17 protein-coding genes and 2 pseudogenes are annotated in these 21,627 nt (G+C 66.4%); 13 read left to right on the top strand and 6 right to left on the bottom strand.

Features of this window, described 5'->3' with window-relative positions; all coding sequences use genetic code 11:
* Nucleotides 1-2,870: deaminase domain-containing protein (locus DMX10_RS29175; protein WP_178083029.1), on the top strand; the 2,870-nt coding region annotated here is incomplete at its 5' end.
* An 8-nt stretch (nt 2,871-2,878) separates the two neighbouring features.
* Nucleotides 2,879-3,232, top strand: coding sequence for an Imm2 family immunity protein (gene imm2, locus DMX10_RS29170; RefSeq protein WP_111264385.1), 354 nt, complete (start codon nt 2,879-2,881; stop codon nt 3,230-3,232).
* Between the two features lie 281 nt (nt 3,233-3,513).
* Here the strand turns inward: imm2 and DMX10_RS29165 are convergent.
* Nucleotides 3,514-3,996 (bottom strand): annotated as a pseudogene (locus DMX10_RS29165) (LysE family translocator); the annotation flags it as partial.
* 451 nt (nt 3,997-4,447) lie between these two features.
* Between DMX10_RS29165 and DMX10_RS29160 the strand changes: the two are divergent.
* The 11 genes and pseudogenes from DMX10_RS29160 to DMX10_RS29110 all read left to right on the top strand — a co-directional run bounded on the left by DMX10_RS29160 (nt 4,448) and on the right by DMX10_RS29110 (nt 15,599).
* A complete protein-coding gene (locus DMX10_RS29160) occupies nt 4,448-4,729 on the top strand; it encodes a hypothetical protein (RefSeq protein ID WP_111264383.1) in 282 nt (93 codons plus the stop codon).
* A 773-nt stretch (nt 4,730-5,502) separates the two neighbouring features.
* Nucleotides 5,503-5,617 (top strand): annotated as a pseudogene (locus DMX10_RS33800) (transposase); the annotation flags it as partial.
* Nucleotides 5,618-5,911: 294 nt separating this feature from the next.
* Complete coding sequence (locus DMX10_RS29150) at nt 5,912-7,591, top strand: ShlB/FhaC/HecB family hemolysin secretion/activation protein (RefSeq protein ID WP_111264381.1); 1,680 nt, start codon at nt 5,912-5,914, stop codon at nt 7,589-7,591.
* Between the two features lie 31 nt (nt 7,592-7,622).
* Nucleotides 7,623-9,482: a DUF2341 domain-containing protein gene (locus DMX10_RS29145; RefSeq protein WP_111264380.1), complete on the top strand. Its 1,860-nt coding sequence runs from the start codon at nt 7,623-7,625 to the stop codon at nt 9,480-9,482.
* Nucleotides 9,483-9,492: 10 nt separating this feature from the next.
* Nucleotides 9,493-9,918 carry a biopolymer transporter ExbD gene (locus DMX10_RS29140; protein WP_021221719.1) on the top strand — a complete coding sequence of 142 codons (426 nt, stop codon included), beginning with the start codon at nt 9,493-9,495 and terminating at the stop codon, nt 9,916-9,918.
* Between the two features lie 2 nt (nt 9,919-9,920).
* Nucleotides 9,921-10,649, top strand: a complete 729-nt coding sequence (locus DMX10_RS29135) for an energy transducer TonB (protein ID WP_111264379.1) — start codon at nt 9,921-9,923, stop codon at nt 10,647-10,649.
* 34 nt (nt 10,650-10,683) lie between these two features.
* Entirely contained in the window at nt 10,684-12,378 is a 1,695-nt protein-coding gene (locus tag DMX10_RS29130) for a putative porin (RefSeq protein ID WP_111264378.1), read from the top strand.
* A 26-nt stretch (nt 12,379-12,404) separates the two neighbouring features.
* Nucleotides 12,405-13,058, top strand: coding sequence for a DNA repair protein (locus DMX10_RS29125; RefSeq protein ID WP_111264377.1), 654 nt, complete (start codon nt 12,405-12,407; stop codon nt 13,056-13,058).
* Nucleotides 13,059-13,109: 51 nt separating this feature from the next.
* Nucleotides 13,110-13,592, top strand: coding sequence for a YbjN domain-containing protein (locus DMX10_RS29120; protein WP_111264376.1), 483 nt, complete (start codon nt 13,110-13,112; stop codon nt 13,590-13,592).
* 5 nt (nt 13,593-13,597) lie between these two features.
* Entirely contained in the window at nt 13,598-14,575 is a 978-nt protein-coding gene (locus DMX10_RS29115) for a peptidylprolyl isomerase (protein WP_111264375.1), read from the top strand.
* A gap of 52 nt (nt 14,576-14,627) precedes the next feature.
* Complete coding sequence (locus DMX10_RS29110) at nt 14,628-15,599, top strand: LysR family transcriptional regulator (RefSeq protein WP_111264374.1); 972 nt, start codon at nt 14,628-14,630, stop codon at nt 15,597-15,599.
* A gap of 415 nt (nt 15,600-16,014) precedes the next feature.
* On the opposite strand, the gene DMX10_RS29105 is transcribed toward DMX10_RS29110, so the two are convergent.
* Genes DMX10_RS29105 through DMX10_RS29085 form a run of 5 tightly spaced genes read right to left on the bottom strand, consistent with a single transcriptional unit; the run spans nt 16,015 to nt 21,224 of the window.
* On the bottom strand, nt 16,015-17,001 hold the full coding sequence (locus DMX10_RS29105; RefSeq protein ID WP_111264373.1) for a lysylphosphatidylglycerol synthase domain-containing protein: 987 nt from the start codon (nt 16,999-17,001) through the stop codon (nt 16,015-16,017).
* A complete protein-coding gene (gene clsB, locus DMX10_RS29100) occupies nt 16,998-18,221 on the bottom strand; it encodes a cardiolipin synthase ClsB (RefSeq protein ID WP_111264372.1) in 1,224 nt (407 codons plus the stop codon). Before clsB ends, DMX10_RS29105 begins: the two co-directional genes overlap by 4 nt.
* A complete protein-coding gene (locus DMX10_RS29095; protein WP_111264371.1) occupies nt 18,218-19,006 on the bottom strand; it encodes an endonuclease/exonuclease/phosphatase family protein in 789 nt (262 codons plus the stop codon). The genes clsB and DMX10_RS29095 overlap by 4 nt, the downstream gene beginning before the upstream one ends.
* Nucleotides 19,003-19,923, bottom strand: coding sequence for a DUF72 domain-containing protein (locus DMX10_RS29090; RefSeq protein WP_111264370.1), 921 nt, complete (start codon nt 19,921-19,923; stop codon nt 19,003-19,005). Before DMX10_RS29090 ends, DMX10_RS29095 begins: the two co-directional genes overlap by 4 nt.
* A gap of 11 nt (nt 19,924-19,934) precedes the next feature.
* Nucleotides 19,935-21,224, bottom strand: coding sequence for a zinc-dependent alcohol dehydrogenase (locus DMX10_RS29085; protein ID WP_111264369.1), 1,290 nt, complete (start codon nt 21,222-21,224; stop codon nt 19,935-19,937).
* Nucleotides 21,225-21,627: the final 403 nt, after the last annotated feature.

The following is a 21,627-nucleotide window of genomic DNA, read 5'->3' as shown; positions in this document are numbered from 1 at the left end:
GCGGCAACCTGACCCTTGAAAGTGGCGGTGCCATCACCTTCGAAGCGGTGAAGGACATGCACCAGGAGAGCCATGAGAAGAGCAAGAGCAGCTTCGTGTGGAACTCCATGGAGGGCAAAGGCAAGACCGATGAAACGGTATTGCAGAGTCAGTTAGTCGCTCAGGGCGAAATCGCTATCAAGGCTGCCGACGGCCTGAAGATCGATATCAAACACATCGACCAGCAGAGCGTCCGTCAGACTATCGACTCCATGGTGGCCGCCGATCCGCAGCTCGCTTGGCTGAAAGACGCAGAGCAGAGAGGTGATGTGGATTGGCGTCGCGTGAAAGAGATCCACGACTCCTTCAAGTACAGCAATTCAGGGTTGGGTGCTGGCGCGCAACTGATCATCGCGATCGTGATGGCGGCTGTCCTCGGGCCCGCTGCTGCAGGTGCACTTGGCAGTACGGTTGGCGGTGCCGTCGTTACCAGCGTGGCGACCAAGGGTGTGATCAGCACCATCAACAACCGCGGAAACCTGGGGGCCATCGCCAAGGACATGACCTCGAAGGACTCCGTGAAGGGTTACGTTGCCAGCGGTGTAACCGCTGGGCTGGTTGGTGGGTACGACCCAGGGGCGGTGGGGTTCAGCTGGCAGAGTGTTGGAGAGGTGGCCAAGGTAACTGTCGTACAAGCGGGCGTTAAAACCGCTATTTACGGCGGTAGCATCAAGGACAACCTTCGAGATGCTGCGCTGGGCAATGCTGTAGGTATTGCCGGTGCCATGGGCGCAGATGCCATTGGGAAACTGCCGCTTGAGTCCGGCAGCTTCGAGAAAATTGCGTTGCACGCCACCTTGGGGGGGATGCTTTCCGAGGCTATGGGCGGCGACTTCCGTACCGGTGCTATCGCGGCGGGTGCCAACGAAGTCATGTTGGGTTGGATTGGGGATCATATTGCTCCTGCCGATCTGGAAAGAACGAGCGCGGCCTATCAGGAGGGAAGGCAGAAGCTGTTGATGCTTTCCCAGCTGGTGGGGGTTTTGGCCGCGGGGTTGTCAGGTGGGGATGCGCAGGTAGCAGCGACGGTTGCGGCCAACGCGACTGCCAATAACTACCTGCGGCACCAAGATGTTGAAGCATTCGTCAAACAGCTTAATCAGTGCGCTACTCAAGCTGCTTGTGACAAGGTCGTCGCAGACTTCAAGAAGATCAGCGCAGAGAACACCGAGCGGCTGAAGAACTGTCGCGCCAACGGCAACTGCGAGCAGATAGAGCAGGAGATCTTGGCTGGTCAGGACGCCATGCGCCAGGTAGGGGACAGGTTCGCAAGTCAGGTTCTAGAGAAGGAGTTTTCTTCGCAGCAGCTGGTTGATAGGCAGAATGTTCAAAAGGAAATTATCGCTATCGGCACCGACAAGCTGAATGCCGCGAGCGACAAGGATGCTGCCAAAGCAAGAGCCGAAGTAGATTCGAAGAATCCCGATGAACTGCAGAAGATACTGGATTCAGAGTCTCGTGAGCTGGTTATAAAAGACACCCAAAAAGAGTTGTCCGCTCTTCTGGCTGATATTGATAAGCAGCTTAATGGTCTGCCTGTCGAAGTTCGTGAAATACAGAAGATGCATGAGGGCATCGCTGGTAACTTCAAAGCTGTTGCAGAATTGGGACAAGTTGTCAGTGAGATAATTGAACCCGGTGTCTGGGATTTGTTAGGGCCTGCAGCCAAACTCGCCAAGCTCGAGAAGCTGGCGACTGTTCTGAAAGCCGCAGGCGGTGGCAAGCTGAGTACCAAGGTTGCTGAAAGTGTCGTTGCTATTGAGCGGCTCAGTGAGAAGCTCAGGGGGCTCGAGTCCGGTAAAGTTGCGCCCTCTCAGCAAGAGTTGGCCAAGTATTACGACCAGACTGCTACTGGGAAGCTGGTTAAGCCTTGCTGCTTTGCAGCCGGGACCATGGTTTCGACTCCGGATGGCGATAAGGCCATTGAGACCATCAAGGCAGGAGACATTGTCTGGAGCAAACCGGAGAAGGGCGGTAAACCCTTTGCCGCTGCAGTCACGGCCACGCATGTACGCACGGACCAGGCGATCTACCGGCTGAAGCTGAAGTCTACTGACAAGGATCTGGCCGACACGCTCTTGGTCACACCGGGCCACCCCTTCTATGTACCGGTACGCAATGACTTCGTGCCTGCGATCAGCCTCAAACCGGGTGATGAACTGCAGTCGCTGGGCGATGGCAGCAGCAATGATGCTTCCATCCTGGTCGAATCCATTGAGATGGTTCAGCCTCAAGGGGTGACCTACAACCTGACGGTGGATATTGGCCATACCTTCTATGTAGGGAACCTGAAAACGTGGGTGCACAACACCGGTAATTGCTTGCAGTGTGGGGCTGGTGGGTGTGTGGTTCATGCTACGGATGCTGTAAAAACAACTACGGCGGCAGTTGATCGTGGAGCGTTCGCACAGCACGTTATGGACGTCCGAGCTGGGCTGCCTTCTGATCTGCGACGGAGTGGTAACGTAGCTGTTGCTGAAATAGAGATTCCTGGATTGCCCAAACAAATGGCCGCACATAGCCAGGTCTCTGACGCTGGTAAAGGTTTGGTGGGATCTGGAAGTGGGAATTTTGTTGCCCAGTCTGTGCCTAATAAAGCGGGTGCTATGGTTTATCGAGGAGCAGATACGGAATATAAAATACTCGACAATATTGCTGATCAGCTGGGTAGTAATACTGCTGCAAAGGGAACTGTAAATATATTCACCGAAAAGCCAGCTTGTGTAAGTTGCCTAGGTGTTGTCGAGCAATTCAAGGCGCGATACCCAAATATCATAGTCAATATTTTTGATAATCAGGGGGTTATGCTAAGACCCCCAAGAAAATCATAGAGGCCCATATGGAAGATCGCGTAAGTTATGGTGAGATACGAGCAATGTTTTTAAGCTGTTATTATAATTACTGTAAGTTAAAGCTTAAGAGTAGTAGCGCTTGGGTTGAGGGTGAAAGCGAGGCTGGTTATGCATATGGTGAGCTTGAAAATGCTTTTGACATGCCTGTTGAGAATTTGATGTTGGAGGTTTTGGCTCTTGTGATGCAGGCAGGGCGTGCGTCGCTCCAAACGCAAAAATATCATAAAGATGCTATTTGTAGCTTGCTGAGTGATAGGTCGATATCTGACGTGCTTGAAGGTTTGCCAGCAGAAGAGGTAGATGAGTTCAAGGCTGATCTTGTTGTTTTGGGGTTGTGCTAGGAATGGGCTCTTAAATAGACATTGTTTGAGGGGCGCAGCGCGTGAAATGGTGTGTCAGTTAAGTCTCGCACCAATGATGCTAGTAAGTGAATTTTGCAGAATCACTATTGGTAGTGTAGTAATTCTGTCTTCACTACTCGTCAATAGTCGAAGTTGATGGCCAGCTATGGCGGAAGTAGTTACAAGGCAAGCTGTCTTGATTTCTGTCAAACGGCCTAGGCTCTCGCCCCATCATAAAAAGCCCGGCATCCGCCGGGCTTCGTCATTTCAGGAGGGCCGTTTCAGCGGGATATCAACGCCGCCGTGCCCGCCGCACCGAACAGCCCGGCGCTGACACGGTTGAACCAGGTCTGGCCTTCGCCGGAGCGCAGGTAGCGGGCGGCGGCGTGGGCGCTGAGGCCGTAGAAGAGCTTGCAGGCGAGGTCCAGAACGGCCCAGGTGGCGATCATCACCGAGAGCTGGCCCAGCAGCGGGCGGTCGGCGCTGATGAACTGGGGCCGGAAGTCGGCGAAGAAGAGGATGTCCTTGGGGTTGCTGGCGGCGAGGCCGAAGGCTTTCCAGTAGAGGACGCGGAAGCCGGGGTTGATCGGTTGCTCCTCGGCGGCTACAGGTTTTGCGGCGTTGCGCGATTGCTTCCAGCTCTGCCAGGCGAGGTAGAAGAGGTAGAGCGCGCCGACGAGCTTGAGCAGGCTGAACAGCTGCTCGGAGGCCAGCAGCAAGGCGCCGAGGCCGAGTGCGGAGGCGGCGAACAGGCCTGTGGCGGCGCCACCCTGAAGACCGGCAATGACCTGCTCCGCCGGCCAGCTGGACTACCAGACACGCAACCAGCTGACTCCGGAGGAGCAGCGCAACCTGACCCTCTGACCTCACCCCCGGCCGCCTCTCGGGGCGGCACCCCTTTCCCGAGGGCGGCAGGCGACTGCCGCTCTTTTTTTGTGTTTCTTAAGGGCTCGCACCTGGCAGGCGTTAGCGGTACTCACATGCAAAACTGCCCTTGCAGGCTTTCCCACTGCCTCATATAGTCCGCCCGTTGCGGTCAATCCCGCAGCCGATCTTGGCCGGTCGAACTCTCTAGGTGCACAGGCGCCGCCTATCCGATTGCAGGCGCCTTCTTCTCACACCAGGAGCCTCACGTCATGACTCGCGCCGCTCTCGATAACTTCATCTCTTCTGTATTCGCACCCAGCCACCGTTGCAGTGGTGGAGGTGTTCAACATGGCTGACCTGCGCCCGCTCTCCGCCAACCCTTCCGGTTCTTCTGTCCTCTTGCTCGATGGCAGCCGGTCCTACATGGAACTCCAGGAAACAGCCGAGTACCGCCTGGTTGCTGCGCGAGATTTGCTCGCCAGTCTCTCGTGCATGGAGGGCTCCTGTGTCGATGGGCGTGATCTGGCCAATGTGGCCGACGCGGCCTACTTGCTGTTGTCCGATGCCAGCGACTTGTTCCGTGCCGCCCGCGAGGCGGTGCGGCGTGATCGCCTGGGCGTTCGTCGCTAAGCCCTTTACGTGCCCATGAAGAGGCCCGGCATCAGCCGGGCTTCTTCATTTCAGGCGAGCCGTTTCTGCAGAAATGGCAGAGGGTCCGGGTGCCCCGGACTGCCCCTTGGCGATCCTGGAGGGGCTGCCAAATCCGCTGCATGGGTTTCGCTGCGCTCTAACCATCCTACGAACACCGAGCGAGGCGCGGGGGAGGGCCGTGCGTAGGGTGGATGCCGCTCTTTGCATCCACCGGGCGGAGGTGGGCGTGGCTGCCCTGTAATGCCCATTCCAGACGCTTTTCCAGCCGCAAGAAACGGTCTTTCGTCCTCCGTTCATGAAGATTCGATGACAAAAGTTCGGTGGTGCCATCCGGCCCCGGTCAAGGTGATGTACGGAGCATCAACGGCGAGGGATATCGCCGAAAGGGAACGTGTCGCCAGGGATGGCGACGACTTTCGCCCGCGGTTTGCGGGCGTGCCGAGGCCAGTGGAACAGGGGCGATGGGGAATATGGACGGTTACTCGAAAGTGGGCATGCAGGAGCTCGACCAGCGTCTGTCGAAGATCGTCGAGGCGGCGCGCAAGAAACCGGTCTCGGTCTACCGCTACGGCGCGCCCTGGGTCTGGATCGTGTCCCAGGACGACTGGCAGAGCGCGCTCAAGGAAGTCTCCAGCTACATCCCGCCCGGCCATTCGCTGGTCCTGTTGCGGCCGCAGATCGACGAGGTGATGGGCCAGACCCTGGCCGAGCTGCAGGGCTGGGCCCGCGCCCAGCAGCTGCAGGTGCCGCTGCCGGCCCTGCTGCATGCGCTGCTGCTGCAACTGCTCTATTCGCTGCCCAGCGAGAAGCAGCTCTACGAGCAGCTCAACTACAACCTGCTGTTCCGCTGGTTCGTGGGCCTTGAGCTGAACCAGCGGGTCTGGGGCTTTTCGGTCTTCGTCCGGGACCTGGGGCAGGTGCTGGACAACCCGCAGGCGGTGCGCCTGATCGAGCGGGTGATCGGCGAGGTGTTCTCCGGCGGCCTGATGCAGATGCCGGAGTTCTCGCTGAACTTCGCCCAGCTGCACACCTGGCTGGCCCGCCACGCGGCCGGCGCAAGGCAACGCTGAGGCGGCCTGCGAACCAACAACGAAACGTTCACTGATGCGGTGCGGCACGCGCGTTCGGCGCGGGCACGCCTGCACGGAAAGTGGCCCGGGGATGCCGGGCGCCATTTCACGAGGGGGCTGTGTGGGTCATCTGTCATTCAACCAACGAGGCGTCGCCGCGGCCCTGAGCCTGCCGTTCGCGCCGGCCTGCCTGGCCCTGGCGATCCACGCCGCGCCGGCGTTCGCGGAGGAGGGCGCGCCGCCGGCGGCGGGCGCCGACGCCCCGGCGCGGCGGGTCGACGTCAACGAGTACGTGGTGCGTGGCAACACGGTGCTGGAGGCCCGCGACATCGAGGAGGCGGTCTACCCCTTCCTCGGCCCGCAGCGCAGCCTCGCCGACATCGAGGGCGCCCGCGACGCCCTGCAGCAGCGCTACCAGGGCAAGGGCTACCAGTCGGTGTTCGTCGAGCTGCCGGAGCAGCAGGTGGAAGGCGGCGTGCTCTACCTGCAGGTCAGCGAGACCAAGGTCGGCCGCGTGCGCGTGGTCGGTGCCAGGCACTACTCGCCCGTGGCCATCCTCGACGACGTGCCGGCGCTGGAGGAGGGCAAGGTGCCCGACTTCGCCAAGGTCCAGGGCGAGCTGGCGGCGATCAACCGCAACCCCGGGCGCCAGGTGGTGCCACTGGTGCGTGAGGGCCAGCGCCCGGGGACCATGGACGTGGACCTGCAGGTGGAGGACAAGAACCCCTGGCAGGCCAGCGTCGGCCTGAACAACGACTACAGCGCCGACACCGAGAAGCTGCGCTCGGTGGTCAGCCTTGGCTACAACAACCTCTTCCAGCGTGGCCACAGCGCCTCGCTGACCTACTTCACCGCCCCCGAGGACCGCGACAACGCCGAGGTATGGTCCGGCTCCTACGCCGCGCCCCTGGACGAACGCTGGACGCTGCAGTTCTCCGGCTACCAGTCCGACAGCGATGTGGCCACCATCGGCGGCAGCAACGTGCTGGGCAAGGGCCACTCCTATGGCGTCTCGCTGATCTACGGCCTGCCGCCGCAAGGGCCCTGGGCCCACTCGCTGTCGGTGGGCGTGGACTTCAAGGATTTCGAGGAGTCGCTGCAATTCGGCGGCGCCGAGGACAAGGTGCCGCTCAAGTACGCCCCCATCACCCTGGGCTACAACGGCTACCGCTACACCGAGGCCTCGCAGTTGGGCCTCGGCCTGGCGCTGGTGGCCGGCACCCGCGAGTTCCTCGGCTACGGCAGCGACGCCGAGGAATTCGACTACAAGCGCTACCGCGCCAACCCCAGCTTCGCCGTGTTCAAGGGCGACGCCACCTACACCTTCGGTTTCGGCGGCGACTGGCAGTCGGCGACCAAGCTGGGCTTCCAGCTGGCCTCCGGGCCGCTGGTCTCCAACGAGCAGTTCTCCGCCGGCGGCGCCACCAGCGTGCGCGGCTACCTGGCCGCCGAACGCACCGGCGATGACGGCTGGCTGCTCTCCCAGGAGCTGCGCACGCCCTCGCTGGCCGCCTTCCTCGGCAAGGGCCTGGCCGGCTACGTCGAGGACTGGCGCTTCTACGCCTTCGCCGAGGGCGCGCAGCTCTCCCTGCAGGACCCGCTGCCCGACCAGGACGACAGCTACAGCCTCGCCAGCGTCGGCCTGGGCACCCGCGCCACGCTGCGCGAATGGCTGTCCGGCAGCCTCGACTGGGGCTACCCGCTGAAGGACGGCCCCAACACCGAAAAACGAGACCCGCGCGTGCATTTCAGCGTGCAGGCGAACTTCTGACCCCACAGGCACCGACTCCGGAGTGACACACATGCAACGCTTGATCTTCACCGCGCTCATCAGCCTGGGGCTCATGTACCCGGCGATCGCCAGTGCCTGGTGGCAGGACGACTGGCTCTACCGCAAGCAGATCTCCGTCGACACCACGCCCCAGGGCGCGGCCATCGACCAGGCCGCCGGGCGCACGCCGCTGCTGGTGCGCCTGCACACCGGCAACTTCAGCTTCGACGGGGTCAACGAGAACGGCTCGGACATCCGCTTCGTCGCCGCCGACGACAAGACCGTGCTCAACCACCAGGTGGAGAGCTTCGACCCGCTGATGGGCATGGCGCTGATCTGGGTCGACGTGCCCCAGGTCGAAGGCGGCCAGCGCCAGGACATCTGGATGTACTACGGCAACGCCAAGGCCCCGGCCACCGGCAATGGCCAGCTGACCTTCGACCCGGACTACAGCCTGGTCTACCACTTCGACGGTGCCGTCGGCGCCCCCCCGCGTGACACCACCGCCTACGGCAACCACGGGCAGACGCCGCCCGCCAGCAGCATCGACGGGGTGATCGGCCGCGCCGCCCAGCTCAATGGCCAGCCGCTGATGCTGCCGGCCAGCCCGTCCCTGGCCCTGCCGGCCGGTGGCGCCTTCACCTTCAGTGCCTGGGTGCGCGCCGACCAGGCCGCTGGCGACCAACTGCTGCTGGCCCGCCGTGACGGCGGCAACGCGCTGCTGCTGGGCCTGGCCCAGGGCCTGCCCTTCGTCGAGGTCAACGGCCAGCGCGTCCAGGCCACCCAGGCCCTGGCCGCCGGGCAGTGGCAGCACCTGGCCCTGAGCGCCGATGGCAGCGCCCTGCGCCTGTACGTCAATGGCCGCGAGTCCGGCAGCCTGGCGCTTTCGCTGCCGGCCTTCGCCTCGGTGATCGCCATCGGCGCCGACCTGCCGAACACCCAGGCCGCGCCGGCTGCACCCGTCGAAGGCGCCACCGCCGAGACCGCGGCCCCGGCCGCCTTCGGGGCCTTCGCCGGCGCCATCGACGAACTGCGCCTGTCCAAGGTCGCGCGCCCGGCGGCGCTGATCCTCGCCGACGCCACGGCCCAGGGCGCCGAGTCGCGCCTGGTGGTCTACGGCGTGGACGAGGAACAGTCCGGCTTCGGCTTCGGCAGCCTCGGCTTCCTGCTCAAGGCGGTGCCGGTGGACGCCTGGGTGATCATCGCCGTGCTGGTGCTGATGATGATCCAGTCCTGGGTGATCATGATCCGCAAGAGCCGCAGCGTGGCCCGCGTGATACGCGCCAACCAGCTGTTCCGCGAGCAGTTCGCCCGCGTCGGCACCCGCCTGGAGCTGCTCGCCGACGACCGCGCCCTCAACGAGTCTCTGGTGCATTCCTCGCTCTGGCACCTGTACCAGGTGGCGGTGAAGGAAATCCGCACCCGCCGCGACCAGGGCGCCGACACCTCGTCCATCTCCGCCGCCACCATCGAAGCCATCCGCGCCTCCATGGACGGCGTGCGCACCCGCGAGAACCAGCAGCTGTCCTCGCGCCTCTCCACCCTGTCCAACGCCATCGCCGGCGGCCCCTACATCGGCCTGCTGGGCACCGTGCTGGGCATCATGGTGGTGTTCCTCGGCACCGCCATGGCGGGCGATGTGAACATCAACGCCATCGCCCCCGGCATGGCCGCCGCGTTGCTGGCCACCGCCATGGGCCTGTTCGTCGCCATCCCCGCGCTGTTCGGCTACAACCGCCTGACCACCCGCAACCGCGAGGTCAGCGCCGACATGCGGGTGTTCGTCGACGAATTCGTCACCCGCCTGGCCGAAGTGCACGGCGAATCCCAGTTCAGCGAAACGGCGCACCGGCGGGGCCTCCACGCCGGCAGCGCGCCGCTGACCGCCTGAGGACGCTGCCATGGCCAACCTGAGCAGCAGCCATGACGACGACGAGGACGCCGCCGTCGACAGCATCAACATCACGCCCCTGGTGGACGTGCTGATGGTGGTGCTGGTGATGTTCATCCTCACCGCCACCGCCCAGGTCTCGGGCATCCAGATCAACCTGCCCAAGGCCAGCGCCGCCATCTCCCTGGCGCAGCCGAAGACCAAGGCCATCTCGGTCAACGACGGCGGCCAGGTGTTCCTCGACGCCTACCCGGTGACCCTGCCGGAGCTGGAGGACCGCCTGCGCACCGAGAAGGCGCTGAACCCCGACTTCCCGGTGATCGTGCGCGGCGACGCCACGGTGCAGTACCAGAAGGTCATCGAAGTGCTCGACCTGCTGCGGCGCCTGGAGCTGTCCCAGGTCGGGCTGGTCACCGGCAAACCGAACCAGGGCTGACCATGACCACCTTTCCCAGCAAGGGCCCCGATGGCGGGCTCGCCGAAGTCCGCAGCGCCGAGCCGACATGGCGCCGTCCGCTGGCCTGGGGCGTGGGGGCGCTGGTCGCCGCCGGCCTCGCCTGGCTGCTCTGGCAGTGGGCCAACGACATGAGCGGCGTGCGCCGCGAGGCGCCGAAGATCCCCGCGATCATCCCGCTGCCACCGCCGCCGCCCCCACCGCCGGTGCAGGAGAAGCCGCCGGAGCCGGAAACCCCGGTGGAGGAAAAGATCGTCGAGCCGGAGCCCACCCCCGAGCCCGAGGAGGTCAAGCCGGAGGAAGAGGCACCGCCGACGCCCGCCGACGACCTGGCCAACCCCATGCAGATGGACGGCGACGCCCAGGCCGGTTCCGACGCCTTCAACATCGGCGCCGGCAAGGGCGGCGGCATGGCCGGCAGCGGCGGCGGGCGCCTGGGCAACGGCACCTACAGCCAGTTCCTCGCCTACGCCTTCCAGCGCCTGATGCGCGACAGCCCCGAGCTGCGCTCGCTGGCCTTCCGCGTGCACCTGGACGTGTGGATCGACCAGGGCGGCCAGGTCACCCGCGTGGAGCTGACCCGGTCCACCGGCGACCCCGAACTCGACACCAAGGTGCTGGCCGCGCTGCGTGCCTCGCCCGCCCTGGAACGCCCGCCGGCCTCGATGTCGATGCCGGTCCGAATCTCGTTGCAAGGACGCCGGCCCAGCTAGGCCGCGCCACCAAGAACAGCCAAGGAGTAGAACCATGATCTGCAGAATGAGCCGACTGGCGCTGGGGATAGGCGCCGTGGTCGCCGGCCTGGCCGGCCCGGTGCTGGCGCAACCGCCGGCGCCCTCGGAAAACGCCACCATCAACCTGATCCGCCTGCTGGTGCAGCAGGGCGTGCTCAAGCAGGACCAGGCCCAGGCGCTGATCCAGCAGGCCGAGGCCGAAGCCGTGCAGGCCCGCCAGGCTGCCGCCGCAGCCCCGGCGGCCCCAGCCGGGGTGCCGGGCGAGGTGCGCGTGCAGTACGTGCCGGCCATCGTCCGCGACCAGATCCGCGACCAGGTCAAGGCCGAGGTCATGGCCCAGGCCAGGCAGGAGAACTGGGCCGCGCCCAACACCTTCCCCGACTGGGTGTCGCGCATCAGCCTGGAGGGCGACGTGCGCCTGCGCAGCGAGTCGCGCTACTACTCCGACACCAACAGCGACCGCATCGTCGACTTCGCGCGGATCAACGACCGCGGCCCCTACGACATCAACACCAACACCAACCGGCAGCTGCCGCCGCTGCTCAACACCCGCGAGGACCGCGAGAACCTGCTGCGCCTGCGCGCCCGCCTGGGCATGCGCGCCGTGCTCTCGCCGAGCTGGACGGCGGTCATGCGCATCGGCACCGGCTCCGACAGCGGCCCGGTGTCCACCACCCAGACCCTGGGCGGCGGCTTCGGCAAGAAGGACCTGTGGCTCGACCAGGGCTACCTCGCCTACAAGGCCGACGAGCGCCTGACCCTCACCGGCGGGCGCATGCCCAACCCGTTCTACACCACCGACCTGCTGTACTCGGGCGACTTGAACTTCGACGGCCTGGCGGCGGTGTTCGACCAGCCGCTGGACCGCGACATGGGGCTGTTCGGCACCCTCGGCGCCTTCCCGGTGGAGTACAGCTCCGACACCGCCAGCAGCAATGGCTTCGACAAGGAAAGCAGCAAGAACAACTGGCTCTACGGCGCCCAGCTCGGCGCCCGCTGGCAGCTGGATACGGACAACAGCGTCAAGGGCGCACTGGCCTACTACCGCTTCGACGACATCGAGGGGCGGCGCTCCAATCCCTGCTCCCTGTACTCCGGCCAGCCGGCCTGCGACACCGACGAATCGCGTCCCGCCTTCATGCAGAAGGGCAACACCCTGATGCAGCTGCGCAACATCGTCATCGACCCGGCCAACCCCACCACCACGCCGCAGCCGCAATACTTCGGCCTGGCCTCCGAGTTCAACCTGGTTGACCTCAACCTCGCCTGGGACACCGCGCTGTTCGACGACTTCAAGCTGCGCAGCCAGGCCCACTACGTGCGCAACCTGGGCTACGACGAGGGCGAGATCCGCAAGCGCTCGGCCGGTCAGCTGGCCAACAACGTCGACGCCAGCGGCAACATCGAGAGCGGCGATACCGCCTGGATGCTGCAGTTCACCCTGGGCAGCGCCCTGGAGCTGAAGAAGCACGGCGACTGGAACCTCTACGCCGGCTACAAGCGCATCGAGCCCGACGCCCTGCCGGACGGCTTCAACGACTCGTCCTTCCACCTCGGCGGCACCAACGCCAAGGGCTGGTTCCTCGGTGCCAACTACGGCTTCGACAAGAACGTCGTCGGCAGCGTCCGCTGGCTGAGCGCGGAGGAGGTCTACGGCGCGCCGTTCGACATCGATGTCCTGCAACTGGAGGTCAACACGCGCTTCTGACGCGTGTGTGGCCAAGGAGCGAGAGCATGAACACCCGATCGCACACACCGCTGAAGCTGGGCCTGGCCCTGCTGCTGGGGGCCTGCATCGCCAACGCGGCCTCGGCCGAAGGCATGGAGGAGCGCCTGCGCGCCCAGCTGCGCACCACCACCCAGCAGTTGCAGGCGTTGCAGAGCGAGCAGGCCCAGGCCGCCGCCGCGCGCACCGCAGCCGAGGGCCAGCTGGCGGCGGCCCAGGCGCAGATCAAGCAGCTCACCGCCGAGCTGGCCAAGGCCCGCGGCCAGGCCGAGCAACTCGTCGGCCAGCAGGAAAGCCTGCGCAATGCCGCCCAGGCCCAGGTCGCGGCCAGCACCGAGCAGGTGGGCAAGTTCAAGCAGGCCTACGACGAACTGCTGGGCCGCGCCCGTGGCATCGAGTCGGCCCGCGCCCAGCTGGCCACCGACCTCGCCGCGCGTGACGAGCAGGTGCAGCAGTGCACCGCCAAGAACCAGCAGATGTACCAGGTGGCCAAGGACATCCTCGAGGCCTACGAAAAGATCGACGTCAGCGACGTGATGAAGATCCGCCAGCCCTTCGCCGGCAGCGCCCGGGTGAAGTTCGAAGAGCTGGCACAGACCTACGGCGACGCCCTCTACAAGACCCACTTCGACGCCGCCATGGCACCCGCCGCCGGCCAGTGACCCACGGGCGCCGGCGTGGCCGGCACCGAACCGCAGACAAGGAACCGCGCAATGACCGCAATCGACATGATCCACAGCATCAGCCCCGACCAGCTCACCGAGCGCCTGCAGGCCGCCGGCTACCGCGTCAACCGCAGCGAGCAGGGCGGCGTGGTGCAACTGCTCAGCGCCAGCCAGGGCATCGGCTTCGCCGTGCGCTTCGGCAACCCGGCAACGGAGGCCGGCGCCTACCTCGACTACTGCTTCAGCTGCGCGCTGCGCATCCAGGGCGAGCTGCCGGCGGGCCTCGCCGAGGTGTGGAACGCCAGCCGCCGTTTCGCCCGCCTGTCGCGCCAGGGTGAATTCCTCGTGCTGGAGATGGACGCCATCGTCGCCGCCGGCGTCAGCCCGCAGCACCTGCAGGGCCAGATGGAACTGTGGGACCGCCTGCTGCAGGAGTTCATCGCCTACCTGCGCGACTACAGCCAGGTGATGGCCCGCGAGCAGGCCGCGGCCACCCCGGCGCCGGCCGAAACCGCCGACAGCGAGGCGTGAGCGCGATGAACGCCAAGGGCCGGATGGTCGGCATCGGTGCACTGGCCGCCGTGGCGCTGGCGGTGGGCCTGGCACTCGGCTTGCGCCCGGGCAGTGCGCCTGAAGCGGCGGTGCAGGCCGCGCCCGAAGTGCAGCAGGCGAGGGTGGCCAGCCAGGCCGCCCCCGCCGGGCGCGCAGTGGCGCGCCTGGGTGAACTGGAGCTGGGCGAGGGTGAGCTGCAGGCGGTGCTGGACGGCCTGCCGGCGGACAGCCGCGAACAGCTGCGCGCCGACCGGGGCGCCCTGGAAGGCTGGATACGCGGGCGCCTGGCGGAGAAGGCCCTGCTGCAACAGGCCCAGGCCCAGGGCTGGGAGGAACGTCCGGAAATCCAGCGCATGACCCGCGCCGCCACCGAGCAGATCCTCCTGCGCACCTACCTGGAGTCGGTCAGCCAGGTGCCTGCCGACTACCCCGGCGACGCCGAGCTGCAGGCCGCCTACGAGGCCGGCAAGGACAACTGGATGACCCCGGCGCTGTACCGCGTCAGCCAGATCTTCCTCGCCGTCGGCCCCGGTGCGGCGGAGGAGCAGGTGCGCAAGCAGGCCATCGAGCTGGCCCGCCGGGCGACGGCTGCCAACGCCGATTTCGCCGTCCTGGCGCGGCAGTACTCCCAGGATGCCCGCACGGCGGAGCAGGGTGGCGACACCGGCCTGCAGCCGCTTGTGCAGTTCGTCCCGGCGATGCGCCAGGTACTCGCCCGCCAGCGCGTGGGCAGCGTCTCCGAGCCGCTGCGCAGCGAGGACGGCTACCACATCCTCAAGCTCACCGAGCAGCAGCCCGGCCGCGTCGCCAGCCTCGACGAGGTGCGCGACCGCCTGCGCCAGGCCCTGCGCGCGCAACGCCAGGAACAGGTGGCACGGGCCTACCTGGACGGCATGGTCAGCTCGGCGACCCTGAGCATCGACGGTGCGAGCCTCAACCAGGCGCTGGAGCGGGCCCACTGAGACGGCGCCGGGCGGGAGGCCCGGCGCGAGGCAACCTTACGGAGGAGGGTTCATGGCATTTCAGGAGAACGAACGGGCGTCGGCCCATGACGCGGCCGGCACCAGCGGGCATGCACCGGAGGACGGCTTCTTCGGCCTGGATGTAGAAGCGGCGCACTACTTCGTGGTGGCGGCCCGTTGCGGTTGCTTCATGCAGGCGGCGCGCAGCCTGAGCATCAAGCCGACGCTGCTGCGCAAGAAGCTCGGGCTGCTGGCGGCCTGGGCCGGGCACCCGCTGTTCCAGCACCAGGGCAACGCCCTGGTGCTCAGCCCCGAGGGCCGGCGCCTGCGCACCCAGCTGGTGGCACGCCTGGCGGTGCTGTCGCCGGGCCTGACACAGAACGAAGACCAGCCGCTGGTGCGCATCGCCGTCGCCGAACCGCTGCTGCACGACATCCTCGGCCGCGACCTGCTGGCCTTCCTCCGCCAGCACGCCAACGTGCGCCTGGAGCTGGCGCGCCTGGACGAGGGCGAAGCCCCGGCAGCGGACACCGACCTGCGCGTCTGGCTGGCCCCGCCCGACGATGACGCGCCCTGGCCGGGCTTCGCCAGTGCCCATCGGGAGTGCCTGGCCCAGCTGGAATACCTGCCCCACGTCGCCAAGCGCTACTCCCGCGAGACCAGCCGCCCGCGCAGCCTGGTGGAGCTTGCGGACTACATGCTGGTCGACCTGCAGGGCTACGCCGGCATCGAGGCGCTGCGCCCCTGGAACCTCGCCATCGCCGAGCGCCGCGCCGGGGTCACCCGGGTCAACTCCTACGAAATGCTCCGGCAGATGATCCAGTGGAGCGCCTGCATCGGCCTGCTGCCCCATTACGTCGGCCAGCTGGACAAGAACCTCATGGCCCTGCCGGCGCTGTTCGAACCGCGCATGGACATGCAGGCCTGGCTCGCCGTGCGCGCCGGGGAGGAAGAGCGCGAAGAGGTCCGCCGCCTCGTCGCCCTGGTGCACGCCGCCTTCGATGAGCGCCGGGATTGGTTCTAGCGGGGGCGACCGGCAGCATGGGTTTCGCTTCGCTCTACCCATCCTACGAAGCGTTATTCGCCCCGCTGGCACGGTGCCCACGTAGGATGGGTAGAGGCACGAAACCCATCAATTCCCCGGCTCCGGAACATCCGGCTTGCTCGTGTGCGCCCAACCCGCCTGCGGATCTGCCTGGCGCGGCGCTCGCCCCGATCAGCATGGGTTTCGCTTCGCTCTACCCATCCTACGAAGCACCATGCCCGTAGGATGGGTAGAGGCACGAAACCCATCAATTACCGGGCTCCGGCGCGTCCGGCTTGCTCGTGTGCGCGGATCTGCCTGGCGCGGTGTTCGCCCGGATCAGCATGGGTTTCGCTTCGCTCTACCCATCCTACGAAGCACCATGCCCGCAGGATGGGTAGAGGCACGAAACCCATCAATTGCCGGGCTCCGGCGTACCCGGCTTGCTCGTGTGGGTCCAATCGCGCTGGCGGATCTGCTTGGCGCGGCGTTCGAGCACGAGATAGACCACGCAGGCGATGGCCAGGGGCAGGAGGAAGTAGATGGCGCGGTAGCCGATCAGCGCGGCGAGGAGGGTGCCCTTGGACATCTGGTGCTGCATCAGGGCGATGAACACCGCCTCCAGCACGCCGAGCCCGGCGGGGATGTGGGTGATGACCCCGGCGATGCTGCTGATCAGGAGGATGCCGAGGATGGAGGGGTAGAAGGCTTCCTTGGGCAGCAGGATCCAGATCAGCGCCGCCATCAGCGACCAGTTGAGCATCCCCAACCCGACCTGGATCAGCGCCATGCGCAGGCTCGGCAGGGTCAGCTCCTGGTCGCGGAACCGCCAGTTGCGGCGCTTGGAGAAGCGGCAGGCGGCGAGGTAGGCGAGGGCGGCGGCCACCAGGGCGAAGCCGATCAGTTGCAGGCCGGTCTCGCCGATCTTCCAGCCCTCGGGCAGGTCCACCAGGCGCAGGGAGAACACGCAGCCGGCCAGCAGCATGTAGCCCAGCCAGTTGGTGATCAGGCTCAGGCTGAGCACCTTGGTGATGGTCGGCACGTCCAGCCCCAGCCGCGAGTAGAGGCGGTAGCGCAGGGCGATGCCGCCCACCCAGGAGCTGAGGTTGAGGTTGAAGGCGTAGCAGACGAAGGTGACCGGGACGGTCTGCCAGGCCGGCAGCTTGTGCGCGGTGTAGTGGCGGCCCACCAGGTCGAAGCAGCAGTAGGTGGCGTAGCTCGCCGCGCAGGCCAGCCCGGCCAGTGCCAGGGTGGTGGCCTTGTAGTTGGCGATGGCCTGGCGCACTTCCTGCCAGTCGAGGTTCTTCACCAGCATGAACAGCAGCACCGGCACCAGGCAGAAGAAGAACGCCGTCAGGCCGCGCTTGGCCCAGGTCTTCCAGGTGGCCTTGCGCGCGCTCATGAGCTTTTCTCCTGCTGCTCGTAGACCGGCTCGACGCCGGCATCCTCCAGCGGCTGCAGCGACTTGATGCGCGGCGAGTGGGCGGGGAACCAGCCGGCGATGGCCGGGAAGTGCCGCAGGAAGTGGAAGCTGAGGAAGATCAGCGGCGCCCGCCACCAGTGGCCCCGGGTGATGCGCTGCAGCGTCACGCGCTTGCACTTGGCGTCGGCGAGCTGCAGCAGGTGGTCGTGCAACTGCTGGTTGAAGGCCGGGTCGCGGATCACCAGGTTGGCCTCCAGGTTCAGCGACAGGCTCAGCGGATCGAGGTTGCTCGACCCCACCGTGGACCACTCGTCGTCCACCAGCGCCACCTTGCCGTGCAGCGGCCGCTGGCAGTATTCGTGGATCACCACGCCGTCGCGCAGCAGGTAGTTGTAGAGCAGCCGCGAGCACAGGCGCACCAGCGGCATGTCCGGCTGGCCCTGGAGGATCAGGGTCACCTGTACGCCGCGCCGTGCGGCGTTGCGCAGCTCGCGCAGCAGGCGGTAGCCGGGGAAGAAGTAGGCATTGGCCACCACCAGCCGCTGCCGGGCCGAGCGCAGCGCACGCAGGTACTGCTCCTCGATGTCGTTGCGATGGCGCTCGTTGTCGCGGATCGACAGCAGCATGCGGGCATGCCCGGCCTCGCGGTTTTCCGGCGATTCCGGCAGCAGGCTGTGCACCTCGCTGGCGCTGTGGGCCAGCAACTGGCTGCAGGTACGGTGCAGGTCGCAGACGATGGGCCCGCGCACCGCCACCGCGTAGTCCTGCTTGGCCATGGGGCCGAAGTCGGCGAGGTGATCGGCACAGAAGTTGATGCCGCCGATGAAGCCCAGCTCGCCGTCCACCACCACCAGCTTGCGGTGCAGGCGGCGGAACAGGTTGGTGCGCATGCCCAGCACCCGGGGACGCGGGTCGAACATGTGCAGGTTGACGCCGGCCTCGGTCATCTCGCGGATGTAGCGGCTGCCCAGGTCGGCGGTGCCGTAGCCGTCCACCGTCAGCTCCACGCGCACGCCACGCCGGGCGGCGGCGATCAGGGTCTCCTTGAGGCGCAGGCCGACCTTGTCCTCGAAGACGATGAAGGTCTCCAGCAGCACTTCGTGGCGGGCCTTGTCGATGGCCTCGAACACCGCCGGGAAGAAGGCCTCGCCATTGATCAGCAACTCGACGTGGTTGCCTTCACGCCAGTCGAATTTCACAGGTGCACCTCCACAAGCAAAGGGGCGTGGTCGGACAGGTGGGACCAGGGCCGGCGCAGCAGCACCTGGGGTGAATGGCTGGTGGCGTTGCGCACGTAGACGCGGTCCAGGCGCAGCAGCGGCCAGCGTGCCGGGAAGCTGCGCGCCGGGGCGCCATAGGCGTTGACGAAGGCCTCGACCAGGCCGCGGCCGGCGAGGATGTCGTCGGCACGCACGCGCCAGTCGTTGAAGTCGCCGGCGACGATCACCGGCGCCAGCGGCGGCAGGCTGTCGAGCAGGCGGCAGAGCAGTTCCAGCTGCTGGCGGCGGTGGGCCTCGCGCAGCCCCAGGTGCACGCAGATGGCATGCACCTCGCGGTGGCCGGGCACGTCCAGCACCGAGTGCAGCAGGCCGCGTTCCTCAACGCCGGCGATGGACGCGTCGAGGTTCTCGTAGCGCAGGATGGGGAATTTCGACAGCAGCGCATTGCCGTGGTCGCCCTCCGGGTAGACCGCGTTGCGGCCGTAGGCGAAGTCGGGCCACATGCTGTCGGCGAGGAATTCGTACTGGGGCGTCGGCGGCCAGTTCCTGAAGCGCCTGGCATGGGACTGGTGGGTGCCGAGCACCTCCTGCAGGAACACCAGGTCGGCACCGAGGGTGCGCACGGCATCGCGCAGTTCCGGGAGGATGAAGCGGCGGTTCAGGGGCGTGAAGCCCTTGTGGGTGTTCACCGTGATGATGCGCAGCTGGTGCACGGCCGGCAGCAGGTCGGTGGCGGGCAAGGGGGCACTGGTGACGGTATTCACAGGTCGGCTCCTTCCAGGGGCTGGCCCGGTTCGGTCTGCAGGTGCGTGGCCAGCTTGAGGGTCTCCAGCAGGTGGCGGGCGTCGTAGGGCGCGCGCACCTTGATGTCGTTGTCGAAGTAGCAGTACACATCGCGGCTGGCGCGCTTGGCGGGTGGTTCGGCGCTGATCAGCCGGGCGTCGTCGGGCTGGCCACCCCGGCTCCAGGCTTCGATCCGCTTCTTCCAGGCCTTCAGCGCAGCGGGCGAGTAGCCGCTGGCATAGAGCTGCTTGTCGCCGTGCAGGCGCATGTAGACGAAGTCGCTGGTGAGGTCTTCGGCGTAAGGCCACTTCTTCGCCGTGTCGGCGACCACCAGGGCCACCTTGTGCCGGCGCAGCAGGGCGACGAAGGCCTCGTCGAGGAAGCTGTCGTTGCGGATCTCCACCGCGTGGCGCAGGCGCAGGCCCTTGGGGATGTCCAGGTAGCCTTCCACGTGCAGGCGCGCGTCGCTGTGGCGGGCCAGGCTGCGGGCGGCGTCGCTGTCGTGGGGCAGGGCCTGGAGAAAGTCGGCGAACAGCGCGGGGTCGAACTTGAAGCTGGGCGGGAACTGCCAGAGCACCGGCCCGAGCTTCTCGCCCAGGCGGAACAGCCCCGAGGCCATGAAGTTGGCCAGGGGCTGCTCCACCTCGCGCAGGCGCTTCACATGGGTGATGTAGCGCGGCGCCTTGACGCTGAAGACGAAGTCCTCGGGGGTGTCGGCTGCCCAGCCGGCATAGCGCTCGGGGGTCTGCAGGGCGTAGAAGGAGCCGTTGATCTCGATGCTGTTGACCGCCCGCGAGGCGAAGCGCAGCTCCTTCTTCTGCACCAGGCCCCTGGGGTAGAAATCACCCCGCCAGGGGGCGTAGCGCCAGCCGGAAATACCGATACGGATCTCAGCCATCCTCGCCTCCGCTAGCGTCCCGGAGCCGGGTTGGCGGCCGCCAGCGTCCGCTCCAGCTGCGCCTCGTCGGCGACCACCTCTTCGCCGCGATCGCCCGCCGGCTGCATCCGCTGGGGGTGCAACTCGACCTTGATCCAGCCGCTCTCGCGGCGGTCGAAGGCCTTGAACGCTTCGATGGCATCGCTCATCGGCTTGACCTGGGTGAGGATCTTGGCCGGGTCGACGCGCTTGTTCAGGGTCAGCTCGATGAGCCTGGGGATGTACTTGCGGTGGTGGCAGTTGCCCATGTTGATGGTCAGGTTCTTGTTCATCGCCAGGCCGATGGGGAAGCTGCGCGCCTGCTGCGGATAGACGCCGATGATCGACAGGGTGCCGGCCTTGGCCAGGCCTTCGACCGCCCATTGCAGGGCCTGGCTCGGGGCGTCGCCGGGGTGCCAGTTGTCGCCGTCCGGGCGGGTGCGCGGGGTCAGTTCGGCCATCTCCCGGCGCATGCGCCCGGCGCCGTGGTGGTCGTGGCAGGCGTGCTCGGCGTCCACGCCCACGGCATCGATGGCGCGGTCCACGCCAATGCCGTCGGTGAGCCGGCGCAGGGTAGCGACCGGGTCTTCCAGGTCGAAGTTGATCACTTCGGCGCCTTGCTGGCGGGCCATGCGCAGGCGGTCGTCGAGGTGGTCGATGGCGAACACCCGGGCGGCGCCCATCAGCTTGGCGCTGGCGATGGCGAACTGGCCCACCGGGCCGCAGCCGAACACCGCCACCGTGTCGCCGGGGGTGATCTCGGCCATCTCGGCACCGAAGTAGCCGGTGGGGAAGATGTCGGACAGCAGGATGGCCTGGTCGTCGCTGATCTCGCTGGGCAGCTTGATCAGGCCGATGTTGGCGTGGGGGATGCGGGCCTTCTCCGCCTGCAGCCCATGGAAGGGGCCGGTGGCCCGGGGCCCGCCGTAGAACGCGGTGCCGGCCTCCTTGCCGTTGGGGTTGGCCACGTCGCACTGGGCGTAGTAGCCGGCCCGGCAGTAAGAGCAGTTGCCGCAGGCGATGGTGGAAGGCACCACCACGCGGTCGCCGATCTGCAGGTTGCGCACGTCGTTGCCCAGGGCTTCGACGATGCCCACGCCCTCGTGGCCGAGGATGGTGCCCTTGACCATGCCGCTGACGGTGCCGCGCACGAAGTGCAGGTCGGTGCCGCAGATGGCCGAGGCGGTCAGGCGGATGATCGCGTCCGTGGGCGCCTGCAGGGTCGGCTCGGGGACGTCGTCGAGACGGATGTCGCCCACGTCATGGAATACGACTGCCTTCATGGGTGGCTCCTGTTCGGGCCCGGGCCGGCGTGGGTCGGCCACCGGGCATGGAAAACGGCAGGTGCCCTGGCGGCACCTGTGATAGTTCCGACTGGGCGGCAAGGGAGCGGTTCAGGTTTTCTGCCCGTTGGGCACGAGGCGCAGTACGGGCTTAGGCCCGGCGTGTGGTTGTGACGCGAGCGCGAATGAATTGGCTCTGTCTGCGTTAGCTGTTGTGGTTTTAAAGCAAGCGCTCAAGCACGGCCATTTCCGGGCGCCCAAGGGTTCGTGCCACCGCCACCGCATGGGTTTCGCTTCGCTCGCGGAACGCCGCCCGACCCATCCTACGAAAGCCTGTGCGCACCACGTGGCGATGCGCTGGACGAAGAAAGTTGGAGCAGCCGCCAACGCCCCTCCAGGAGGC

This window comes from Pseudomonas sp. 57B-090624, assembly GCF_003234055.1.
Lineage (GTDB): Bacteria > Pseudomonadota > Gammaproteobacteria > Pseudomonadales > Pseudomonadaceae > Metapseudomonas > Metapseudomonas tohonis.
The sequence above is the reverse complement of the archived record's forward strand: the minus strand, read 5'-3'. Positions and strand labels throughout refer to the sequence as shown.

Excerpts from the sequence above, each read along its gene's own strand:
- imm2 (WP_111264385.1), top strand. The coding sequence starts at position 2,879 with ATGGAAGATCGCGTAAGTTATGGTGAGATACGAGCAATGTTTTTAAGC.
- DMX10_RS29160 (WP_111264383.1), top strand. The coding sequence starts at position 4,448 with ATGGCTGACCTGCGCCCGCTCTCCGCCAACCCTTCCGGTTCTTCTGTC.
- DMX10_RS29150 (WP_111264381.1), top strand. The coding sequence starts at position 5,912 with ATGCCGGGCGCCATTTCACGAGGGGGCTGTGTGGGTCATCTGTCATTC.
- DMX10_RS29145 (WP_111264380.1), top strand. The coding sequence starts at position 7,623 with ATGCAACGCTTGATCTTCACCGCGCTCATCAGCCTGGGGCTCATGTAC.
- DMX10_RS29140 (WP_021221719.1), top strand. The coding sequence starts at position 9,493 with ATGGCCAACCTGAGCAGCAGCCATGACGACGACGAGGACGCCGCCGTC.
- DMX10_RS29135 (WP_111264379.1), top strand. The coding sequence starts at position 9,921 with ATGACCACCTTTCCCAGCAAGGGCCCCGATGGCGGGCTCGCCGAAGTC.
- DMX10_RS29130 (WP_111264378.1), top strand. The coding sequence starts at position 10,684 with ATGATCTGCAGAATGAGCCGACTGGCGCTGGGGATAGGCGCCGTGGTC.
- DMX10_RS29125 (WP_111264377.1), top strand. The coding sequence starts at position 12,405 with ATGAACACCCGATCGCACACACCGCTGAAGCTGGGCCTGGCCCTGCTG.
- DMX10_RS29120 (WP_111264376.1), top strand. The coding sequence starts at position 13,110 with ATGACCGCAATCGACATGATCCACAGCATCAGCCCCGACCAGCTCACC.
- DMX10_RS29115 (WP_111264375.1), top strand. The coding sequence starts at position 13,598 with ATGAACGCCAAGGGCCGGATGGTCGGCATCGGTGCACTGGCCGCCGTG.
- DMX10_RS29110 (WP_111264374.1), top strand. The coding sequence starts at position 14,628 with ATGGCATTTCAGGAGAACGAACGGGCGTCGGCCCATGACGCGGCCGGC.
- DMX10_RS29105 (WP_111264373.1), bottom strand. The coding sequence starts at position 17,001 with ATGAGCGCGCGCAAGGCCACCTGGAAGACCTGGGCCAAGCGCGGCCTG.
- DMX10_RS29090 (WP_111264370.1), bottom strand. The coding sequence starts at position 19,923 with ATGGCTGAGATCCGTATCGGTATTTCCGGCTGGCGCTACGCCCCCTGG.
- DMX10_RS29085 (WP_111264369.1), bottom strand. The coding sequence starts at position 21,224 with ATGAAGGCAGTCGTATTCCATGACGTGGGCGACATCCGTCTCGACGAC.